The sequence below is a fragment of the Pantoea allii genome (genome assembly GCF_046529425.1).
Classification (GTDB): Bacteria; Pseudomonadota; Gammaproteobacteria; order Enterobacterales; family Enterobacteriaceae; genus Pantoea; species Pantoea allii.
On sequence record NZ_CP125958.1, the window covers coordinates 1429742 to 1449634 of the forward strand.

The window sequence follows — 19893 nt, forward strand, 5'->3', positions numbered from 1 at the left end:
CAGCAAACAGGCGGGATAAAGACAAAAAAGGCGAGTCATTTGACTCGCCTTAATGTTTTGCAGAGCGCTAACTCAGAATGCCAGTACCAGGCCTGCAATCGCCGCAGACAGCACGCTGACCAGGGTTGAGCCGTACAGCAGTTTCAAACCAAAGCGTGAAACCACGTTACCTTGCTCTTCGTTCAGGCCCTTGATCGCACCGGCAACGATACCGATAGACGAGAAGTTAGCGAACGAGACCAGGAACACCGACAGGATGCCTTCTGCATTGGGTGACAGCTGACCGGCAACTTTCTGCAGATCCATCATAGCCACAAACTCATTGGAAACCAGTTTCGTTGCCATGATGCTGCCAACCTGCAGCGCTTCGCCAGACGGCACGCCCATTACCCAGGCAAACGGATAGAAGACATAACCCAGCACGCCCTGGAAGGTGACACCGAAAATGAAGTCAAACAGCGCGTTCAGGCCGGAAATCAGTGCGATAAAACCAATCAGCATGGCCGCAACGATAATGGCGACGCGGAAACCAGCAAGAATGTATTCGCCCAGCATCTCAAAGAAGCTCTGACCCTGATGCAGGTCCTGCAACTGCAGATCTTCTTCGCTGTCTACGCGGTAAGGGTTAATGAGCGACAGCACAATAAAGGTACTGAACATATTCAGCACCAGCGCCGCGACCACATACTTAGGCTGCAGCATGGTCATGTAAGCACCCACGATAGACATAGAAACCGTCGACATCGCGGTTGCCGCCATGGTGTACATACGACGTTGTGACATTTTGCCCAGGATATCTTTGTACGCGATAAAGTTCTCAGACTGTCCCAAAATCAGAGAGCTTACGGCGTTAAACGATTCCAGTTTGCCCATTCCGTTAATCTTGGACAACACAGTACCGATACCGCGAATCACCCATGGCAGGATGCGGAAGTGCTGAAGAATACCGATCAGCGCCGAGATGAAGACAATGGGGCACAGCACGTTCAGGAAGAAGAAGGCGAGGCCTTTATCATTCATGTTGCCAAAGACGAAATTAGTGCCCTGAGCCGCATATTTCAGAAGATGATCGAAGAAACCGGCAAATCCTTTGACGAAGCCCAGACCGGCTTCTGAGTTCAGGAAGAACCATGCCAGAATGATTTCGATGACCAGAAGCTGTACGATGTAGCGAATTCGAATACTTTTTCTGTCGTGGCTGACCAGCAAGGCCAGCACACCGACAACCACTAGTGCTAAAAGAAACTGCAAAATATGGGACATGATTGCTCCAAATTTGAGGAGGATTGTATTTTGCTGCGTATTCTATGTAACGGCTTACCGAAAAACGAGATCTCTACCACAATATAAGTATTCAATATCGCCAAATTTCTCAGAAAACTCTCACCGATCACGCCCTGTAACCAAATTCTTCACATCATATTCACTTAAATCTATTGTCTGTAATTTACACAACACGTAGAGTGACGGAATTGCGCCTTAAGTTGTAGGGTTTTTACATACGCAGGGTATAGCAAAGGCTATACTTTATAGCACTATCTATTACAGCGATTACCAAAACCAAATTTCACTTGCGCCTGCGTCGCCTTAAGCTGCACAGGTAAAACAAAGACAGGGTAGCCACTATGTTTGAAAGCCGTGCCGCCGAGCGCGCCGCTCGCGGAGCCAGAAAAGTCAAACTCGCCCTGTTGGGGCCTGCTTTTATCGCCGCTATCGGCTATATCGATCCGGGTAACTTTGCGACCAATATTCAGGCCGGTGCCGCTTACGGTTATCAACTGCTGTGGGTGGTGGTATGGGCCAACATCATGGCCATGCTTATTCAGTTAATGTCAGCAAAGCTGGGCATCGCAACGGGTAAAAACCTGGCTGAACATATCCGCGATCGTTTTCCCCGTCCGGCGGTATGGTTCTATTGGGTGCAGGCAGAAATCATTGCCATGGCGACCGATCTGGCAGAGTTCATCGGTGCAGCCCTGGGATTCAAACTGCTATTGGGGATATCTCTGATGCAGGGCGCCGTGCTGACCGGCGTAGCCACCGTGCTAATTTTGATGCTGCAAAATCGTGGGCAAAAACCGCTGGAGCTGGTGATTGGCGGGCTACTGCTGTTTGTGGCGGCGGCTTACATTGTGGAGCTGTTTTTCTCACAGCCAAAAGTGAGTGAACTGGTTAAAGGCATGGCACTGCCGTCACTGCCCAATACCGACGCGGTCTTTCTTGCCGCCGGCGTACTGGGAGCCACCATTATGCCGCACGTGATTTATCTGCATTCCGCCTTAACCCAGGGGAAAAGCGATGACAGTCAGGCTCAGCGCTATTCCTCAACCAAACTGGATGTCGCCATTGCCATGACCATTGCGGGGTTTGTCAACCTGGCGATGATGGCCACGGCCGCTGCCGCCTTCCATTTTAGCGGCCACAGTGGGATTGCCGAACTCGATCAGGCTTACACCACGCTACAGCCTCTGCTGGGGCACGCTGCCGCAACGGTATTTGGCCTAAGCCTGGTCGCGGCGGGGCTGTCTTCAACCGTGGTCGGCACCCTGGCCGGTCAGGTGGTTATGCAAGGGTTTATTAAATTCTATATTCCACTGTGGGTACGACGTGCAGTGACCATGGTGCCCTCGTTTCTCGTAATCTGGGCGGGCTGGGACCCGACGCGCGTGTTAGTCATGAGTCAGGTGCTGCTCAGCTTCGGTATCGCACTGGCACTCATTCCGCTGCTGGCGTTTACCGGCAACCGCGAGCTGATGGGCGATGCGTTGGTCAATTCACGGCTGATGCAAAATACGGGGCGCGTCATCGTGGTGCTGGTGGTGAGTCTTAACGCTTATCTGTTAATCGGTCAGGCAATGGGAATGTAACGCGCCTGCCTGATAAACGGTCAGGCAGGCGTCTGTTTTCGATGTGAATGATATTGTCTTGAGGTTTATCCGCATTGGTTTATATTTTCTTCTGTCTTGATGATTCAGGAGCAGAATGATGCGGAAGCCGGATTATCCTTCAGAAGACCACGCAAAATGGGCCGCGGTCGACGACTATTTTTCTCAGTTACTCCTCCCTACCGATCGCCTTGCTCAAGCCGCGCTGGTTGCCAACAGTCAGGCGGGGCTGCCTGCCCACGACGTTTCTGCCCTGCAAGGCAACATGCTTGCACTGTTTATAAAAATGCTAAACGCAGCACGCGTACTGGAAATCGGCACGCTTGGGGGTTACAGCACCATCCTGATGGCGCAGGCGCTGGGCGAAGAAGGGAAAATCACCACCCTTGAAGCCGACGCCCATCATGCGCAGGTTGCCAGTGATAACATCCGCAATGCCGGGTTGTCTGGACGCGTCGATCTGCGCATCGGTGCGGCGCTGGATGTACTGCCTCACCTGCAGGGACCCTTTGATCTCATCTTTATCGACGCGGATAAGAAAAATAACCCCGCTTACCTGAATTGGGCATTAGCCCTGGCTCGTCCTGGCAGCGTGATTATCGCCGACAACGTTGTGCGCGGCGGGGCGGTAACCGATGCCGATTCCGCAGACATCAACGTGCAGGGGGTACGTGCGTTTTTCGAGCTGCTGGCCAGCGATGCCCGTCTGGAGGCCACAGCCATTCAAACCGTAGGTGAAAAGGGCTGGGATGGGTTTGTTATGGCAAGAGTGAAACACCTCTAGCGCTATCGCCTCAGGTGATCTGCCGATGCGCGGGCCGACCGACGCGCTTTAGCGATAGCGTTCCGGATAACGGTGGTGCGCGCGGCGTTCGTGGTGCCAGTGGCGTCGTTCATGCTCCCAACGACGTTGCCGGTCGCGCGCGCGCCACTGGCGTTCACGTTCCCACTGCTGATGACGTCGCCACGCTTCGTGTCGCCACCAGCGACGCTCTTTATACGCATAGCGATCGTTAAACCAGCGCGGCTCGCGCCAGCGGTTGCCGTCCCAGTAATAGCCGCGGCGGTCGCGATCGCCCAGATGAAGCGATACGCCCGGCGCAAGATTAATTGATGACCCTGAGGCCTGAGCGGTGTGCATTGCCAGCGGCGTTAACATGGCTACAAAGGCAGCCAGTAAAATTCCACGTATCATGATTTTCTCCTGACGGCAGCGTGTCTCCGCTGCTGGTTCGCTATTCTGTCGATATTGCGTCTGAGAAACCTGTGGAAACCGTCTGAAAAACCGCGAAAAATCAGGGTTTAAGAGTATTCCGGCATGGCCGCCCGGCGAAGCAGGCGGCGCATGTTACTGCAGGGCAGACTCAATGGCGGCAAGCTCGTCATCCGTGAGAGGAGCCTGATTCAGCATCTGTACTGCATCATCGATTTGTGCCGTTTTACTGGCCCCAATCAGCACTGATGTAATGCGTGGATCACGTAACACCCAGGTTAACGCCATCTGCGCCAGCTTCTGGCCGCGCTGTTGAGCAATGGCGTTTAGCTTGCGGACTTTTTCCATTTTTTCATCAGTAAGCTGATTTTCGTTGAGGAACTTGCTGCCGCTGGCAACGCGTGAATCCTGTGGAATACCCTGTAGATAGCGATCGGTCAGGACACCGCCTGCCAGGGGTGAGAACGCGATACAACCTGCACCATGTTCATCCAGTGTCTGAAGTAATCCCTGCTCTGGCGTGCGTTCAAATAACGAATAGCGAGGCTGATGGATCAGGCAAGGCGTACCCAGATCGCGCAAAATCGCCATCGCTTCAGCCGCCCGTTGCGCGGGATAGTTTGAAATCGCGGCATACAGCGCCTTTCCCTGACGTACGACATGATCCAGCGCGCGCATGGTTTCTTCCAGCGGCGTCTCCTGATCGGGACGGTGGTGATAAAAGATATCAACGTATTCCAGTCCCGTTCGGCGCAGACTCTGATCCAGGCTGGCCACCAGATATTTGCGCGAACCCCAGTCACCATACGGGCCTTCCCACATGGTGTAACCGGCTTTCGTCGAAATAAGCAATTCGTCGCGGTGTGCCTGAAAATCTTCACGCATGATACGACCAAAATTCGTTTCAGCTGAGCCAGGAGGCGGGCCGTAGTTATTCGCCAGATCGAAATGCGTGATACCGCAGTCGAAAGCGTGGCGCAATAGCTGGCGGCTGACATCCAACTGTGTGCTGTCACCAAAGTTATGCCACAGGCCCAGTGAAATCGCAGGAAGTTTCAGGCCACTGCGCCCACTGCGACGCCACTGCATATGCTGATATCGGTCCGGATGAGGGAAAGCTGTCATATAAGGGTCCTGAGTGAAAACGAATAAATGTACCAAAACCGGAGGAGTGTATACGCTTACACTCAGTATTAATCCGCGTGAAGTCGCATATTCACGGAATAATACACGGTCGTAACGCGGGCTTGCCATGCAATAGATTGGCTAAAATCTGCAGCCGTTCTCGCCAAATTTACGCCATGTCAGATACTTATCAGAACAATCCCCTAAAAGGAACGCGCTATGTCCGATTTTACGGTTGGTGATTATCTGTTGGCTCGCTTGCAGGAGTGCAGTGTCAGGCATTTATTTGGTGTGCCGGGCGACTACAATCTGCAGTTTCTCGACCGTGTTATTGCCCATCCGGACATTAGCTGGGTGGGATGCGCTAACGAACTGAATGCAGCCTATGCAGCCGATGGCTATGCGCGTTGCTCAGGCGTAGCGGCGCTGCTGACCACGTTTGGCGTGGGTGAACTCAGCGCTATTAACGGTCTGGCGGGCAGCTTTGCCGAGTATGTGCCCGTTATCCACATTGTGGGCGCGCCTTCGAGTCAGGCGATGCAGCAGGGGGATTGTGTGCATCACACGCTGGGAGACGGCGACTTTGGTCACTTCATCCGCATGGCGCAGGAGGTGAGCGCTGCCACGGCACAGCTTACGGCCGACAATGCCACGGCTGAAATTGACCGGGTCATCCTGGCCGCGCTTCAGCAGCACCGTCCTGGCTATTTAATGCTGCCGGTGGATGTGGCCCAGCGGCAAACCTCAGCGCCTGAGCAGCCGCTAATGCGCCCTACCGCTTCACCTCATGAGGTGCGCATCGCATTTCAGCAGGCGGCAGAGCGGTTGCTGGCACCTGCGAAGCGTGTATCGCTGCTCGCCGATTTTCTGGCGCAGCGCTGGCAGCAGCAACCGGCACTGGCAGCCTTGCGGGCGGGACGCGCGTTTCCCTGTGCCACCTTGTTGATGGGTAAAGGTGTGCTGGATGAACAGCAACCGGGTTTTGTCGGTACCTATGCGGGAGAAGGCAGTGAAGGTGACGTGCGCCAGCAAATTGAAAACGCGGACGTGACGATTTGCGCTGGCGTACGCTTTACCGACACGATTACGGCCGGTTTTACCCAGCAATTCAGCCCGGCCCGGCTTATTGATATCCAGCCGCACAGCGCCAGCGTGGCGGGGCAAACGTTCGCACCCCTGACGATGGCGGATGCGCTAAGCGCGTTACTGCCGGTGTTTGAACGTCATGGTGCCGACTGGCAGGCCGCCTGTCCGCCGTCGCCCCCAGAGCCGGTTCCGGATGCAGCCATCATCAGCCAGTCTGCTTTTTGGCAGGCGATGCAGGCGTTCCTGCAGCCGGGTGATATTATTCTGGCCGATCAGGGGACGGCGGCTTTTGGTGCTGCGTCGCTGCGGTTGCCCGTCGGTGCGCAGCTTTTGGTACAGCCGCTCTGGGGCTCTATCGGCTATACTTTACCCGCCGCGTTCGGTGCGCAAACTGCCCAGCCTGCTCAGCGCGTTATCCTGATTATTGGCGACGGTTCGGCCCAGTTGACCATTCAGGAGTTAGGTTCCATGCTGCGGGATCAACAGCATCCCATTATTTTTCTCCTCAATAATGAAGGCTATACTGTAGAGCGGGCGATTCATGGTGCCGCTCAACGTTATAATGATATCGCGCAATGGAACTGGACAGCGCTGCCGCAGGCAATGAGTTTGCAATGCCAGGCGCAGAGCTGGCGCATCAGTGAAACCGTGCAGTTGCAGGCACTGATGACGCTACTTAAACAACAGCACAGGCTGTCGTTTATTGAAGTGGTGATGCAAAAAGATGACCTGCCGCCGTTACTGCGTAAAGTCTCAGCCTGCCTGAGCCAGCGCAACGGCGGTTGAGATTCGGAAAGTTGCCTCTGTGCACGCCAGACTAACGCGGTTAGGCTGTTGCACACACGAGTCAGACGCTCACCCATAGCTTCGGTGAGCGTTGTTGTTTTATCGGCAGGATTTTATAGTGTCCTCCAACTCTTTAAGACCCCCAAGCGGAGCACCAGAAGAATGACAACTTATGCCTTGGTCGGCGATGTCGGCGGCACCAACGCCCGCCTCGCTTTGTGTGAGGTGGAAAGCGGCAGCATCTCCCAGGCCAAAACATTCGCAACATCAGACTACGACAGCCTCGAAGCCGTCATCCGCCACTATCTTGATGAACAAAAGCAGGATATCAAAGACGGTTGTATCGCCATTGCCTGCCCGATTACCGATGACTGGGTTGAAATGACCAACCATGACTGGGCTTTTTCCACCAAAAAGCTCAAAGAGAACATCGGTTTTGAACACCTGGAAATTATTAACGACTTCACCGCGGTGTCCATGGCCATTCCCATGCTGGGCGCAGAACATGTGATCCAGTTTGGTGGCAAAGAGCCGGTTAAAGACAAGCCAGTGGCCATTTACGGCGCGGGGACTGGACTGGGCGTCAGTCATCTGGTGCATGTTGATAAGCGCTGGGTCAGCCTGCCTGGTGAGGGTGGCCACGTTGACTTTGCGGCCAACAGCGAAGAAGAAGATCAAATCCTGGAAGTGTTGCGGGAAGAATTGGGCCATGTGTCAGCCGAGCGCGTGCTGTCAGGCGCGGGTCTGGTCAATCTCTATCGGGCGATTGTGAAAGTGGATCAACGCGTTCCCGAGAATCTGAAGCCGAAAGAGGTGAGTGAGCGTGCGCTTGCGGACAGCTGTACAGATTGTCGTCGTGCGCTGTCGCTGTTCTGCGTCATCATGGGGCGTTTTGGCGGTAATCTGGCGCTGAACCTCGGCACCTTTGGTGGCGTGTACATCGCAGGCGGCATTGTGCCGCGCTTCCTGGAATTCTTTAAATCCTCGGGTTTCCGTGCGGCATTTGAAGACAAAGGGCGTTTTCGCGATTACGTTGCCGATATTCCGGTCTATATGATCACCCACGATCAGCCAGGCTTGTTAGGTGCAGGTGCACACCTGCGTCAAACCCTGGGCCGTATTCTCTGATAACCGCCATTGCCCTTCCCCAACGGGAAGGGTTCTCTCCGTCCTGTGGTTTCCCTACAAACGCATGAGCAGCCTGAAGGTTTTTACCTTGCTACGGCTGACGGGCACCTGAAAGTCCTTGTCCCTTAATTTGAGCAGATAGGTATTATTGAACCAGGGTTCAATCTCTCTGATCTTATTCAGATTAACGCAGTAAGAGCGGTGACAGCGGAAGAATTGCTGCTCGGGCAGGCGTGAGCAAAATTCGCTGATATTCATCGACATGACATAGTCTTCACGGCGGGTATACACGAAGGTTAACTTCTCATGAGCCTCGACGTAGTAAATATCATTCACGTCGGTCACGATGATGCGATCGTCTTTGGTCAGGTTAACCGTAAGGGGGTTTTGCGCGCTCGGTGCCTGGGTAATTGTGTGCTGCTGTTGCCAGCTGGCTTCCAGCTTGTTGAGCATCGTGATAATACGTGACTCATGATAGGGCTTCAGGATGTAGTCAAACGCCTCCAGCTCAAAGGCCTCTACTGCATGTTCTTTCCAGGCGGTAATAAAAACAATCAGAGGCTTATGCACAAACTGATGAATATTCTGCGCCAGTAACATGCCATCCAGCGACGGAATATTAATATCGAGAAATATCACATCCACCCGGTGCTGTTGCAGGTATTTCAGGACGTCGAGTCCGTCATCAAAGCAGGCTTCAATCTCAATGTTGCTGTGCTGCTGAATCATCCAGCTCAGCTCTTGCTGGGCAAGGAACTCATCCTCTACGATGATGGCTTTCATGCAAGATTTCCCACCAGTGGCTGTCCGGTTTTGCTCAGGGTAAAGGCGATTTCTGTCCCGGGTTGATGACGCACGATATGCAGTCCCTGGCCCGACAGCAATTTAACCCGGTGATGCACGTTTAACAGGCCGATTTTATTGCCCGGCATTTCGTTGCGTGCAACTCTGTCAATGACCTCATCGCTGATGCCTTGCCCGGTGTCCCGCACCGCAATGCGCACCCGGTCGCCCAAATCGCGCACGCTCAATGTCACCACACCTTTTCCTTTGCAGGGCTGAATGCCGTGCACAATGGCGTTTTCGACTAAGGGCTGAATAAGCAGGCTGGGCAGAGAAAAATGCAAATCCTCATCCACGTCGTAAATCATCGTGAGCTTATCGCCAAAGCGGGCCTGCTCAATGGCGATGTAATCCTTTACCTGCCACAGCTCTTTTTTGATATCGATAAGCTCATCGTCGTTCAGTTCGAGGTTGTAGCGCAGATAACGCGATAAATTGATGACTAACTGACGCGCTGTATCTGGATTGAGCCGGATAGAAGACGAAATCGCATTGAGCGCATTAAACAGGAAATGCGGATTTATTTTGCTCTGGAGCGCGCGGAGTTCCGCTTTATTGGCCATTTCACGCAGCTGCTCGGTGCGGGAGACTTCAAGCTGGGTCGAGATAATCTGCGACAGGCCAACGGCCATCTCTTTCAGCGAGCCGGTAATACGGTGCGCGCGACGATAGTAGATTTTTAAGGTGCCGGTGACGTTGCCTTTTTCCCGTAACGGAATCACTATCATGGAGTGAATGTCTTTTGTTCTGTGGGCTTCATCATTGTTTTTAATGATGATTTTACCGCTGTTGATGGCCTGAGCCGTGGTGGGGCTGATGCCGTCATCGCCGTGCTGATAGTTTTGCTCGCCGTAACCAACATAGGCCAAAATTTTCTGCTTGTTGGTCATGGCGACGGCATCTGCTTTGATTTCTCGCCGGATAATGTCGCAAATGTTCCGAAGTGAATCGCTGTTTACCTGCCGGAACAGCGGCAGCGTCTGGTTAGCAATATCCAGCGCCAGTTTGGCCTGACGAGCCGCACTGGCCTCTTTTTCACCCTCAACGCTCTGCACCAGTAACACGATTAAGCCAATGCTTGATGCGCCGAGGATCATCGGCAGGGCGATTTCGGACACAATCGCCAGCCCCAGGGCGACAGGTTTCGCCCATAACAGAATAAGCAGCATCGTCAGGCTTTCACAGAACATCCCGCCCAGAATGCCTACCACCCAGCGTCGCTCGCGCTGCACCCGACGATTGATCCCGCCCGCAACCACCCCGGCAATGATGCTGGTAATCAGGCAGGGCACGGACGTCACGCCGTGAATATCAATCAAAAAACGATGCAGGCCCGCAATCACGCCCGTCACGATCCCCACCCAGGGGCCAAAAAGAATACCGCCCGCCATCACGGCGATAACCCGCACGTTAAGCAATGAACCTTCGACGTTAACACCTGACCAGGTACTGAATAAGGCAAACAGGGAAAAAATGGCAATGACAGCGCTTTTTTCCAGCGAAGTGTGCTCATCTTTTTGTAATAACTGACGAAAAGGCCGGGTTCGCGTCAGAAAAAACAGGCAAATCAGCATGAGCGCCGCGCGATCAAAGACGGCCAGGAGCATGTTAAAGTGTGAGGTCACAGGCGACTCTTCAGCTATGTTAAAGAACGCTATGATAAAAAATGTAATGATAATGCGCCAGCGCGCCCAGCGGTCAGCATGACTGTTCATGTTTTAGATCAATTTCTCTAAAACAGCGAAAAGGGGAAATGTTGACCACGATAAAGGGGAACATTTATTTCCCTCTTTTGGATTCGGGGCGGGGTACTGAAGCCTGACAGGATTATCAGCGCAGTCGCTTTCCTTTGAGACCTGTTTGCCGGGAGCAGAGTATGCATCTGACCACTTCACGTTTGACGTTAACGACATTACGCCCGGAAGACTGGCAACTGTTCCGGGCGGTGCACGAAGATCGCGACACGATGAACTGGGTGAGTGAAATTCCTGACGAAGAGGATATCCGTGAACGGTTCAGCCAGCGTTTGGCACCCTGGCAGGTAGGCAGCTTTCACATGCTGTGCCTGGTCGCCAGGCGGCGCGACAGCGGAGAAGCCATTGGCTTATTTGGCTGTACACCTGAATGGCAGCCCGCTCGCCAGGCCGAAATCGGTTACATGCTGCTGCACCGCTACTGTGGCCAGGGCTTCGGCAGTGAAGCCCTGGGGGCGTTGTGTCAGTGTTTGTTCGACGCCGATTTCCTCAAGCTCAAGGCGCTGGTGGTGGAGGGCAACTGGGCATCACGGCGGATTCTGGAAAAAAATGGCTTCACGCTACAGCGCACGCTGCAAAATAATTATCTGTTAAATGACCGCTGGGTGAATGACTGGCTGCTTGAACGGCTCAATCCGCAAATATAAAAAATTTTCTGCTCCTCTCGACAAAGTTGTTATCTGCAAGTTATGTTCTTGTAGAGGTCACCGCAGTGACCAGCGTCGCTCGGACGGTCCGGGCGCTAACGTTTCCCAGAGGACACCATGGCTGATAACAGCACAACCCGTCGTTTCACACGTATTGAACGCCTGCCGCCTTACGTTTTTAACATCACCGCTGAACTGAAGATGGCTGCGCGTCGGCGTGGCGAAGATATCATCGACCTTTCAATGGGCAACCCCGACGGGGCAACGCCGCCTCATATCGTAGAAAAATTGTGCCAGGTGGCACAACGTGAAGACACGCACGGTTATTCGACCTCACGCGGTATTCCTCGCCTGCGTCGCGCGATTTCTCGTTGGTATGAAGAGCGTTATCAGGTTGATATCGATCCTGAATCTGAAGCTATCGTCACCATCGGGTCCAAAGAGGGGCTGGCTCACCTGATGCTGGCGACGCTTGATCATGGCGACACGGTGCTGGTGCCCAACCCCAGTTACCCTATTCATATCTACGGTGCCGTTATCGCGGGTGCACAGGTGCGATCTGTACCGCTGGTGGAAGGGATCGATTTCTTCAATGAGCTGGAACGCGCTATTCGCGAAAGCTATCCCAAACCCAAAATGATGGTGCTCGGTTTTCCCTCCAATCCCACATCTCAGTGTGTCGAACTGGACTTTTTCGAGCGCGTAATTGCGCTGGCGAAGCAGTACAACGTCCTGGTGATTCACGATCTGGCCTACGCGGACATTGTCTATGATGGCTGGAAAGCGCCTTCCATCATGCAGGTGCCAGGGGCACGTGATGTCGCGGTAGAGTTCTTCACGCTGTCAAAAAGCTACAACATGGCGGGCTGGCGCATTGGCTTTATGGTGGGTAACAAAGAGTTAGTCGCCGCGCTGGCGCGTATCAAGAGCTATCACGATTACGGCACATTTACGCCCTTACAGGTGGCTGCGATTGCGGCGCTGGAAGGCGATCAGCAGTGCGTGCGCGATATTGCTGAGCAATATAAACGGCGGCGTGATGTGCTGGTAAAAGGGCTGCACGAAGCGGGATGGATGGTCGATATCCCGAAAGCGTCGATGTACGTGTGGGCGAAAATTCCTGATCACTATGCCCACCTTGGTTCGCTGGAGTTTGCGAAGCACATGCTGCAGGAGGCGAAAGTCTGCGTCTCGCCAGGCATTGGCTTTGGTGACTACGGTGACACGCATGTCCGCTTTGCGCTGATTGAAAACAGCGATCGTATACGTCAGGCAGTCAGAGGGATTAAAGCGATGTTTCGTGCGGATGGTATATTGCCGGGCAGCGTGAAAAACATGGAAGAACAGATCTAGTCCGCCACTGGGGCGACCGTCTGTCGCCCCCTGCGGAATGCTTGCAGATACTACAGCATCAGCACAAAGGTGCCGACCCAAAGCAGTACGAAGAAAGAAATTCCCATCAAAGCATATTTCACAAGCGAACTCCTCTGAGCGGTTACGATGTTGGCGATCCCGATCCAGCGCAACGCGGACAGATGGGACAGGTCGCCGTTCAGGTCAACGGTCAACGGTCTCCCGGACGAACTGAATAACTCAGAACAGGATCGGGGCTAATCTACGCGTAATCAGACCGAAAAGAAATAGTTTGGTTCTGAGAGTTTGTTCACATTTTTTACTGAACGTTAATTTCTGGAACCGCAGACATGCCGACGCGTAACTGGGCCAGATTCGGCTGTCCCTCATCCAGCACAATTTTCACCGGTAATCGCTGAACGACCTTAGTGTAGTTGCCGGTAGCGTTATCAGGAGAAATCGCTGAAAACGTCGCGCCCGTGGCGGGCGCAATGCTGTCGACATGACCGGTAAAGACCTGATCGGGCAAGGCGTCGACCTCAATGCGCACGGGTTGCCCCGGACGAACATCCTTCAACTGGGTTTCCAGATAATTTGCCGTGATATAGGTGTGCTGCAAGGGCACCACCGCCAGCAGACGCGTGCCTGCTGACACCCAGGCACCCAGGCGCAGGGTACGCTGTCCCACCATGCCGGCCACCGGTGCCACAATGCGGGTATAAGACAGGTTCAGACGCGCCTGATCGACGCTGGCCGTCGCTGCGGCGACATCGGCTTCTGAGGATCTGACCGCCGCCTGTAACACGCCGACCTGCTTAACCGCCGAGGCCAGGGCCGCTTCACTCTGGCGCACCGTGGCGCTCGCGGATCGTTGTGCAGAACTGGCTTTTTGCTGTTCATCTGCGGCCACCGTGCCGCGCTGATAAAGACGGTTATAGCGTTCCGCACTCTGACCGGCATACTGCGCTGTGGCCTGGCTGGCCGCGACGCTGGCCTTCTGCTGCGCAATCACCGATTGCTGCTGCTCCAGCTGTGCCTGACTGCTCAACAGCTTGGCTTCACTGACCTGCAGGTCGGCCTTGGCACTCTCAAGCGCCACCTGATAATCGCGATCGTCCAGCGTGGCTAACAGTTCGCCCGCCGCGACCTGCTGGTTATCCTTCACGTTGATACGGGCGATGTAGCCCGACACTTTCGGGGCGACAATGGTGTAATCGGCATTCACCCAGGCATCATTGGTGCGGTGATCGTTACGGGTCATCACCGCCCAGACCGCCAGCGCCATCGCCAGTAAAACCAGCAGCAGGAGGGAAAGCAGCAGGGTTCTTCTCATTGCTAAAGCACGCATATTCAGTTATCCCGACGTGGAGGTTGCAGGTTGGATCAAGGTTTGAGGAGGCCAGACCCGTTTGGGTACCAGAGCCGTCACCAGCAGCAGCAGTAGCGCAAAACCGATCAGCAGCATCCAGGCATCACTCAGGCCGAGTACCAGTGCCTGATGCTTGACCTGCATGGCAAAGCCGCGCAGATTTTCGACAGAGCTGGCGCTGCCGTCGGGCAGGAGCGGATAGCTGGCGCTGGCCTGGCTGCTGTCTGGCGCCGTCATCAACCAGGGCCTGCTGGCTGCCTGATTAATCAGAATGTTGGAGTGAAACTGCTCTCGGTGGCTGACGAACCACGACACCAGCGTGGAGGCGGCAATGCTGGAAAAACCCCGAACCGTATTAAACATCGCTGAGGCAAACGGGCCTTCCGGTGGGGCAACGACGCTGGTGGCACTCATCAATACTGGCAGAATCACCATCGGCTGACCCACGGCCTGTAAAGCCTGAATCAGCCAAAAGTTGTCCCGCGACCAGCCCGTCGTGATCTGCATACCCAGCAGGCATGAGGCGATAAGAAAGATCAGGCCCAGCGACAGCATCCAGCGACAGTCGATCCAGCGAATATTCAGCAGGGCGGCGATAAACGGCGCAATAATCAGTTGCGGCAAGCCGATGGTTAAAGCCAGCGGCGCAAACTGTCCAATGCGGAATCCGTCGACCTGAGCAAAATAGCCTGAAGGCAGGGCCGAGCCGGATAACGACACAATGAGCACGCCCGCCAACACCAGTAAACCGTGCATCAAATTACGCCGTCTCAGCATCTGCAACTTAAACAGCGGCAGCGGATGAAACCACTCGTTAATCAAAAACACCACCAGGAGCGGTAACGCCGCGAAAAGCATTGCTGTAATAAGGGGGGAATCAAGCCAGTCCAGACGTTCACCCTGGCTGAGAACCAGAATGATCAGCGCCATGCCGCTACAGCCGGTGACCATACCAAACAGGTCGATCTGCTGAAAACGTTCAGTACGGAGCGGATCCTGAGGTAATCCCCAGGCCATCAGTAAGATGGCAATCAGCATACCGGGCACGACCTGCCAGAAGACGAACATCCAGTTGACTTCATCTGTCCAGAAGGCAGCCAGAGAAGCCGCCATATTGGGGCCAAAGGTGGCGGTCAGCGCGTAGGCACCCAGGCCGTAGAGCTTAATCGGCGGCGGCAAAAAGCGTAGCGCGACGGTCATCAGCATAGGCGGAAGCGCGCCGCCAAACAGACCCTGTACAACGCGTAACGCCATAAACAGAACAGGATTGGTCATGAGCGGCAGCAGTATGCCGGACAGTAAAAACCCCGCAGACATGATCAGCGAAAAACGCCGTAGGGAAAACGTGACGGCAAACCAGGGCGCAATCATCATGGCGGCGACTTCGGCAGCCTGATAGACAGAGACAATCCAGCTTCCCTGGTCGTAGCCGATGCCAAGGGCGGCACGAATATCGGCCAGGGCGATATCACTGACCCGATCGTTAAGTCCTGAGGTGAGCGCAGCGATCCACACGCCAAGCAAGCCTAATGCCAGGCGCAGGGTAAAGGGATGCAGCGTCGGCGCATTGCCGGGCCGGGTCGTCATAGCAGGTGGTCTCGTTATTATGATTCGATGTATTGCAATGCGATACAGCGCGGCGATATTACATGGCAATATGCTGTATTGCAATGCGGTACATGCTGTAAAAGGTGCGCTTTTCGGGTTACAGTAAGCCAGCTCAAAAAGGACGACGCTATGACTCATCAATCATCCAGCCGCGAGGATGAAAAAACGGGCGGCATTCAGGTTATTGCACGTGCGGCAAAAATTCTTAATGCCTTAGGCGAACATCCCAGTGGCATGAGCCTGGGCGAGATCGCACAGGTGGTTGATCTGCCGCGTTCCACCGTTCAGCGTATCGTTGCGGCCCTGGATAGCGCAGAGCTGGTTCGTAGCAGCGGTGCGGGTGGACTGCGCCTTGGCCCGGCTTTGCTTAAGCTCCTCTCCAGCGTCAACACGGATGTGGTGGATTTAGTCAAACCGCTGATGGAAAAACTCTCTGCGGATACCAATGAAACCGTATCACTGGCCCGCGCCAGCGGTTCACAGCTTGCCGTTGTGCATTACGTGGTGGCATCACGAGAGTTGCGGGTTGTTCCGCGTATCGGGCTGGATCTGCCGCTTTACAGCACCTCAGGGGGCAGAGCGCTGCTGGCGCTGGAAAGTGACGCTGACGTGCAGGCACGGGTGGGCGACGCCTGGCGCGAACTGACTGATAAAACGGTTAAGACGCTGGCCGAGCTCTTACAGATGATTCATGAGGTGCGTAAAACCAGTATTTCCTACGATCGCGGTGAAACGCTTGAAGGTATCTCGACGATGGCCTTTGCGCTGGACACGCTCTTTGGCCGTTTTGCCGTGTCATTATTGGTGCCAACGGCACGTTTTAAGAAACATGAGGCTCGTTATCGTGAGGAAATGTTGCAATGCAAACAGGCGTTGATTCGCGAAATTGGCAAAATTGCCGCTGTTGAAGGATGACTGCTCAATGAAAACAGTGTTGATGGCTATTGATAATTCTCCGGTGGCGAAGAAAGTGGTTTCTTTAACGATTGAACAAGCGCAGGCACACCGTGCGGAAGTCGTCGTTTTATGCTGTATCGATCCCGCTTATTCATCCTGCAGCCAACCTATTGATATTGATGCAGGGGAAGATCCGGCGGATTTTGTGGCGGCTCAGGATGAACAAAATACCGCTGAGATGGTGGTACGGCATGCACTGGCCCCGTTGCTGCAGGCTGGCATTAAGGCGCGTGGCATTATACTGGCCGGTGAAGCCGCTGATACCATCGTCGCCCAGTCGCAACAGCTAAACGCCAATATGATTATTATGGGGCGGCGCCATTTGTCACCCTTTAACCGTTTATTAAAAGGATCTGTGAGTGCCGCTGTTGTTGAACGCGCGCATTGCCCGGTACTGATTGATGTGCGTAAGGATTAACAACGTAGTATGACTTCCCTGCTTTTTATTACGCTGGTGGCCTTTGTGCTACTGGCGCTTATCATTGTGATGTTGGTCAGAACCACCCGGTTGCGGGTGTGGCAGGGCGTCGTGCTTTTTATCCTGCCGCTTATCCTGTCGAATATGTTGTGGTTCAACTGGATTTTGCCTCAGCAGCAACAGGAAAAACGCTATGAGCGGGCGGCGGACTATATGGCGCAGGCGACGGTTTATCGCGTGCTGCGCACCCAGGAACCCGCCCTGTGGAAGTTACTGACGCGCGAACTGTCTCACAAACTGCGTGAAGGCGAGCCGATGATTCAGGCCGTCGGTGAACTAAGAGGCTGGCTCACAGATGTGATTAATCAGCGGCTGATGCGCGGCTCAAGTCGCGCCGTCGTTAATTATATTGGCGTTTCCGTCGACGAAATGCAGGCGCTGAATAAGATTGATCCCGGACTCTGTTTTCAATTCCTTTATCCGCAGGTGAAGGGCGGGGTGAATCTGGCCAAAACGCTGCCAGCCGCACTGAACCAAAAGGATGCAGAAGCCACCGAGTATTTACTGCTCAACAGTTTGACCGAAGAACAGCCGATGGATCGCGACCAGGCTCAGCACGACCTGAAAAATATCGTGGATCGCCTTTACCAAAAATGGGGTGATAAGCTGCAACAGCTCAATATGCCTGCAGACACGGCGGTTGACCGCTCATCTATGTGTGCCATGTCCATCGATCTCTACACGGCGATTCTCGCACTCCCTGACAAGCAAGCAGCCAATCTGCTTCGTAGAATGATTGCGCTTTCGGGCGAGGGATAAGCGAAAAAAAGCCCGCTAAACGCGGGCTGAATTGAGAGAGGCTTTTTTTTAGAGTAATGCCTGGTGTTGTGCTTTGAATGTTTTCCGTTGAATGCAGTTTCGCAGTTTAATGGCACATTATGCCAACTGTTTAACCGTATTGAATCAATTGGTAAAACTTCGTAAATACGCAACAGCTCGCGTACTATTCCTATAGATACCCATTTTGCCGCGCCTTACACTGCGACAAAATGTGAGGTAAAAATGAAAAAAATAGTTATTGGTGCACTGGCACTTATTCTGCTGAGCGGCTGTACTGCCAGCAAACCCGGGGCGTTTGAGCGAGTAGATGAAGATGCTCATTCAAACACCGTACAGTACCGTTTCGACCCGTCAAAAGTTAATCGCGACGCGATGGAAATTGATGTGGCGAATTACTGCATGAATAAAGGTTTTGATAAGGTAGAAAATTTACCTGTTCAGGACAGCACAATACCAGGCTTAAAGAAAACCTGGTATCAGTGTAATTATGCGGTGAAGAGTTAACCAATAAAACGAGGTGGGATTTAATCCCACCTTCTTTTTTTTATATTATGCTGTGTGAAATCTTTGCCCTTCAGTGGTTCTCATATTTGGCAGACCATTTTCCCTGTCGCTGCCTGTCATCCTTATGTCCTGATAGCATTTTTGGCCCGTTTATAAAATAACCCACTGCGACCATGGGAAGGACTGTTGTACTTGTTTCTTTCATACGCCATCTCCTCTTTTTCGATGTTTTAGATATTACGCCGAAATAGTGGAGCAAACATGTAGCGATTGTAGAGTTACCTGCAGAAGTATTTCTTTATATTTCTTTTCCGGCAATGTCGAAAAAGCAATTTTAATCTTCCCATCAGAATGGGATGAATAAGCGCAAGCAGAAGTAAGAACCGTCTTAAAAATACGGTGAAAATAGTTCTCCTGGGTCTGGAAATTGGCGCTACATTATTAGCAGGACAATAAATGGAGGCAAACATGGCTCACAAGGTAAAAAATATTCTGCAACTTCAGGCGGAGTTAGGGGAATGCCCGCTCTGGTCGGTCAAGGAACAGGTATTGTGGTGCGTTGATATTTTGGCTCCAGCTATTCATCGTTTTGATCCCATCAGTGGCGAACTGACGACGTTTCCCCAACAGGAAGAGGTGGGGTGCATTGGATTGCGTGAGCAGGGCGGTATCATCGCCGCCCTGCGCGGTGGCGTGTGGCTGTTGGATGAGCAGGGTAAACCGCAGAAGAAAGTGGCTGATAATCCAGGCATCGCGGAGAAAAGCCGTTTCAATGACGGACGTGTCGATCCCTGGGGGAATTTCTGGTGCGGTAGCTTGTGGGAGCCACAGGATAAAAACGGAGGGTTGCTATGCCGTGTGACGCCCGATCTGAAGCTTGATGTCAAAGCGCGTGACATCAAGATTTCAAACGGCGTAGCCTTCTCACCCGATCGTCAGTGGATGTATCACACGGACACACCGAACGAAGTGCTTTACCGCTATCCGTTGGATGCCCAGGGCGAACCGGGCGAACGTGAGGTTTTCCGACGTTTTGATGCCCGCGGGGGCTTGCCCGATGGTGCAGCCGTAGACAGCGAAGGCTTTTACTGGTCGGCATTATTTGATGGCGGTCGGGTGGTGCGTATCGATCCACAGGATGGCGAAATCGTGGATGAGATCAGTCTGCCGGTTAAGTGGCCAACGATGGTCGCCTTTGGCGGTCGCGATTTAAAAACGCTGTATATCACCAGTTCAAGAGAGAATCTCAGTAAAGAAGATCGGGAGCGCTATCCAGCGTCGGGTGATATTTTTGCGGTTGAACTTGATGTGGCCGGTATGGCGGAACCGCGCTTTCGCGGCTAAAAAAAGGGGCCAGTCTGACCTGGCCCCTCGCGA

At 53.6% G+C, this 19893-nt stretch carries 19 protein-coding genes; 11 read left to right on the forward strand and 8 right to left on the reverse strand.

What is annotated here, in order from left to right; all coding sequences use genetic code 11:
• Window positions 1–72: 72 nt before the first annotated feature.
• Complete coding sequence (locus tag QNH99_RS07040; RefSeq protein WP_063880451.1) at window positions 73–1263, reverse strand: NupC/NupG family nucleoside CNT transporter; 1191 nt, start codon at window positions 1261–1263, stop codon at window positions 73–75.
• 362 nt (window positions 1264–1625) lie between these two features.
• Between QNH99_RS07040 and QNH99_RS07045 the strand changes: the two genes are divergently transcribed.
• The gene (locus QNH99_RS07045) at window positions 1626–2867 is read left to right on the forward strand and encodes an Nramp family divalent metal transporter (RefSeq protein ID WP_063880450.1); all 1242 of its coding nucleotides are present in this window, start codon (window positions 1626–1628) and stop codon (window positions 2865–2867) included.
• Window positions 2868–2985: 118 nt separating this feature from the next.
• Window positions 2986–3669: an O-methyltransferase gene (locus tag QNH99_RS07050; protein WP_410516424.1), complete on the forward strand. Its 684-nt coding sequence runs from the start codon at window positions 2986–2988 to the stop codon at window positions 3667–3669.
• 48 nt (window positions 3670–3717) lie between these two features.
• Here the strand turns inward: QNH99_RS07050 and QNH99_RS07055 are convergent, their stop codons facing one another.
• Window positions 3718–4080 (reverse strand): DUF2502 domain-containing protein, encoded by a 363-nt coding sequence (locus QNH99_RS07055; protein ID WP_063880448.1) that lies wholly within the window; start codon window positions 4078–4080, stop codon window positions 3718–3720.
• Window positions 4081–4233: 153 nt separating this feature from the next.
• Window positions 4234–5223 carry an L-glyceraldehyde 3-phosphate reductase gene (mgrA, locus tag QNH99_RS07060; protein ID WP_410517479.1) on the reverse strand — a complete coding sequence of 330 codons (990 nt, stop codon included), beginning with the start codon at window positions 5221–5223 and terminating at the stop codon, window positions 4234–4236.
• A gap of 219 nt (window positions 5224–5442) precedes the next feature.
• On the opposite strand from mgrA, the gene QNH99_RS07065 reads away from it, so the two are divergent.
• Complete coding sequence (locus QNH99_RS07065; protein ID WP_410517480.1) at window positions 5443–7095, forward strand: thiamine pyrophosphate-binding protein; 1653 nt, start codon at window positions 5443–5445, stop codon at window positions 7093–7095.
• Window positions 7096–7257: 162 nt separating this feature from the next.
• Window positions 7258–8223, forward strand: coding sequence for a glucokinase (glk, locus tag QNH99_RS07070; RefSeq protein ID WP_063880445.1), 966 nt, complete (start codon window positions 7258–7260; stop codon window positions 8221–8223).
• Window positions 8224–8277: 54 nt separating this feature from the next.
• Here glk and QNH99_RS07075 read toward each other — a convergent pair whose 3' ends face one another.
• Together QNH99_RS07075 and QNH99_RS07080 are read right to left on the reverse strand one after the other, a co-directional pair.
• Complete coding sequence (locus QNH99_RS07075) at window positions 8278–9006, reverse strand: LytR/AlgR family response regulator transcription factor (RefSeq protein ID WP_063880444.1); 729 nt, start codon at window positions 9004–9006, stop codon at window positions 8278–8280.
• A complete protein-coding gene (locus QNH99_RS07080; protein ID WP_410517661.1) occupies window positions 9003–10673 on the reverse strand; it encodes a LytS/YhcK type 5TM receptor domain-containing protein in 1671 nt (556 codons plus the stop codon). The genes QNH99_RS07075 and QNH99_RS07080 overlap by 4 nt, the downstream gene beginning before the upstream one ends.
• Window positions 10674–10942: 269 nt before the next feature.
• Here QNH99_RS07080 and QNH99_RS07085 point away from each other — a divergent pair, with 269 nt between their 5' ends.
• Together QNH99_RS07085 and alaC are read left to right on the forward strand one after the other, a co-directional pair.
• Window positions 10943–11467 (forward strand): GNAT family N-acetyltransferase, encoded by a 525-nt coding sequence (locus QNH99_RS07085; protein ID WP_109717597.1) that lies wholly within the window; start codon window positions 10943–10945, stop codon window positions 11465–11467.
• 117 nt (window positions 11468–11584) lie between these two features.
• Entirely contained in the window at window positions 11585–12820 is a 1236-nt protein-coding gene (gene alaC, locus QNH99_RS07090) for an alanine transaminase (protein ID WP_096012884.1), read from the forward strand.
• Between the two features lie 50 nt (window positions 12821–12870).
• On the opposite strand, the gene ypdK is transcribed toward alaC, so the two are convergent.
• The 3 genes from ypdK to QNH99_RS07105 form a co-directional block, all read right to left on the reverse strand.
• Window positions 12871–12942 (reverse strand): membrane protein YpdK, encoded by a 72-nt coding sequence (ypdK, locus tag QNH99_RS07095; protein WP_006120362.1) that lies wholly within the window; start codon window positions 12940–12942, stop codon window positions 12871–12873.
• A gap of 197 nt (window positions 12943–13139) precedes the next feature.
• Window positions 13140–14168 carry an HlyD family secretion protein gene (locus QNH99_RS07100; RefSeq protein WP_063880441.1) on the reverse strand — a complete coding sequence of 343 codons (1029 nt, stop codon included), beginning with the start codon at window positions 14166–14168 and terminating at the stop codon, window positions 13140–13142.
• A gap of 6 nt (window positions 14169–14174) precedes the next feature.
• A complete protein-coding gene (locus QNH99_RS07105) occupies window positions 14175–15776 on the reverse strand; it encodes an MFS transporter (protein WP_241567776.1) in 1602 nt (533 codons plus the stop codon).
• A 150-nt stretch (window positions 15777–15926) separates the two neighbouring features.
• On the opposite strand from QNH99_RS07105, the gene QNH99_RS07110 reads away from it, so the two are divergent.
• From QNH99_RS07110 to QNH99_RS07130, 5 genes are all read left to right on the forward strand, one after another.
• Window positions 15927–16712 carry an IclR family transcriptional regulator gene (locus QNH99_RS07110; RefSeq protein WP_096012887.1) on the forward strand — a complete coding sequence of 262 codons (786 nt, stop codon included), beginning with the start codon at window positions 15927–15929 and terminating at the stop codon, window positions 16710–16712.
• Between the two features lie 7 nt (window positions 16713–16719).
• The gene (locus tag QNH99_RS07115; protein WP_063880438.1) at window positions 16720–17172 is read left to right on the forward strand and encodes a universal stress protein; all 453 of its coding nucleotides are present in this window, start codon (window positions 16720–16722) and stop codon (window positions 17170–17172) included.
• A 9-nt stretch (window positions 17173–17181) separates the two neighbouring features.
• Window positions 17182–17991 carry a hypothetical protein gene (locus tag QNH99_RS07120; RefSeq protein WP_410517481.1) on the forward strand — a complete coding sequence of 270 codons (810 nt, stop codon included), beginning with the start codon at window positions 17182–17184 and terminating at the stop codon, window positions 17989–17991.
• Window positions 17992–18234: 243 nt separating this feature from the next.
• The gene (locus QNH99_RS07125) at window positions 18235–18516 is read left to right on the forward strand and encodes a lipoprotein (RefSeq protein ID WP_145394037.1); all 282 of its coding nucleotides are present in this window, start codon (window positions 18235–18237) and stop codon (window positions 18514–18516) included.
• Between the two features lie 468 nt (window positions 18517–18984).
• Entirely contained in the window at window positions 18985–19860 is an 876-nt protein-coding gene (locus QNH99_RS07130; RefSeq protein ID WP_109717643.1) for an SMP-30/gluconolactonase/LRE family protein, read from the forward strand.
• Window positions 19861–19893: the final 33 nt, after the last annotated feature.

What these genes read in the sequence shown, in the direction of transcription:
- mgrA (WP_410517479.1), bottom strand. Translation starts at nt 5,223, where the DNA reads ATGACAGCTTTCCCTCATCCGGACCGATATCAGCATATGCAGTGGCGT.
- QNH99_RS07125 (WP_145394037.1), top strand. Translation starts at nt 18,235, where the DNA reads ATGAAAAAAATAGTTATTGGTGCACTGGCACTTATTCTGCTGAGCGGC.
- QNH99_RS07120 (WP_410517481.1), top strand. Translation starts at nt 17,182, where the DNA reads ATGACTTCCCTGCTTTTTATTACGCTGGTGGCCTTTGTGCTACTGGCG.
- QNH99_RS07130 (WP_109717643.1), top strand. Translation starts at nt 18,985, where the DNA reads ATGGCTCACAAGGTAAAAAATATTCTGCAACTTCAGGCGGAGTTAGGG.
- QNH99_RS07105 (WP_241567776.1), bottom strand. Translation starts at nt 15,776, where the DNA reads ATGACGACCCGGCCCGGCAATGCGCCGACGCTGCATCCCTTTACCCTG.
- QNH99_RS07110 (WP_096012887.1), top strand. Translation starts at nt 15,927, where the DNA reads ATGACTCATCAATCATCCAGCCGCGAGGATGAAAAAACGGGCGGCATT.
- QNH99_RS07065 (WP_410517480.1), top strand. Translation starts at nt 5,443, where the DNA reads ATGTCCGATTTTACGGTTGGTGATTATCTGTTGGCTCGCTTGCAGGAG.
- QNH99_RS07045 (WP_063880450.1), top strand. Translation starts at nt 1,626, where the DNA reads ATGTTTGAAAGCCGTGCCGCCGAGCGCGCCGCTCGCGGAGCCAGAAAA.
- QNH99_RS07085 (WP_109717597.1), top strand. Translation starts at nt 10,943, where the DNA reads ATGCATCTGACCACTTCACGTTTGACGTTAACGACATTACGCCCGGAA.
- alaC (WP_096012884.1), top strand. Translation starts at nt 11,585, where the DNA reads ATGGCTGATAACAGCACAACCCGTCGTTTCACACGTATTGAACGCCTG.
- glk (WP_063880445.1), top strand. Translation starts at nt 7,258, where the DNA reads ATGACAACTTATGCCTTGGTCGGCGATGTCGGCGGCACCAACGCCCGC.
- QNH99_RS07040 (WP_063880451.1), bottom strand. Translation starts at nt 1,263, where the DNA reads ATGTCCCATATTTTGCAGTTTCTTTTAGCACTAGTGGTTGTCGGTGTG.
- QNH99_RS07080 (WP_410517661.1), bottom strand. Translation starts at nt 10,673, where the DNA reads ATGCTCCTGGCCGTCTTTGATCGCGCGGCGCTCATGCTGATTTGCCTG.
- QNH99_RS07100 (WP_063880441.1), bottom strand. Translation starts at nt 14,168, where the DNA reads ATGCGTGCTTTAGCAATGAGAAGAACCCTGCTGCTTTCCCTCCTGCTG.
- QNH99_RS07115 (WP_063880438.1), top strand. Translation starts at nt 16,720, where the DNA reads ATGAAAACAGTGTTGATGGCTATTGATAATTCTCCGGTGGCGAAGAAA.
- QNH99_RS07050 (WP_410516424.1), top strand. Translation starts at nt 2,986, where the DNA reads ATGCGGAAGCCGGATTATCCTTCAGAAGACCACGCAAAATGGGCCGCG.
- QNH99_RS07075 (WP_063880444.1), bottom strand. Translation starts at nt 9,006, where the DNA reads ATGAAAGCCATCATCGTAGAGGATGAGTTCCTTGCCCAGCAAGAGCTG.
- QNH99_RS07055 (WP_063880448.1), bottom strand. Translation starts at nt 4,080, where the DNA reads ATGATACGTGGAATTTTACTGGCTGCCTTTGTAGCCATGTTAACGCCG.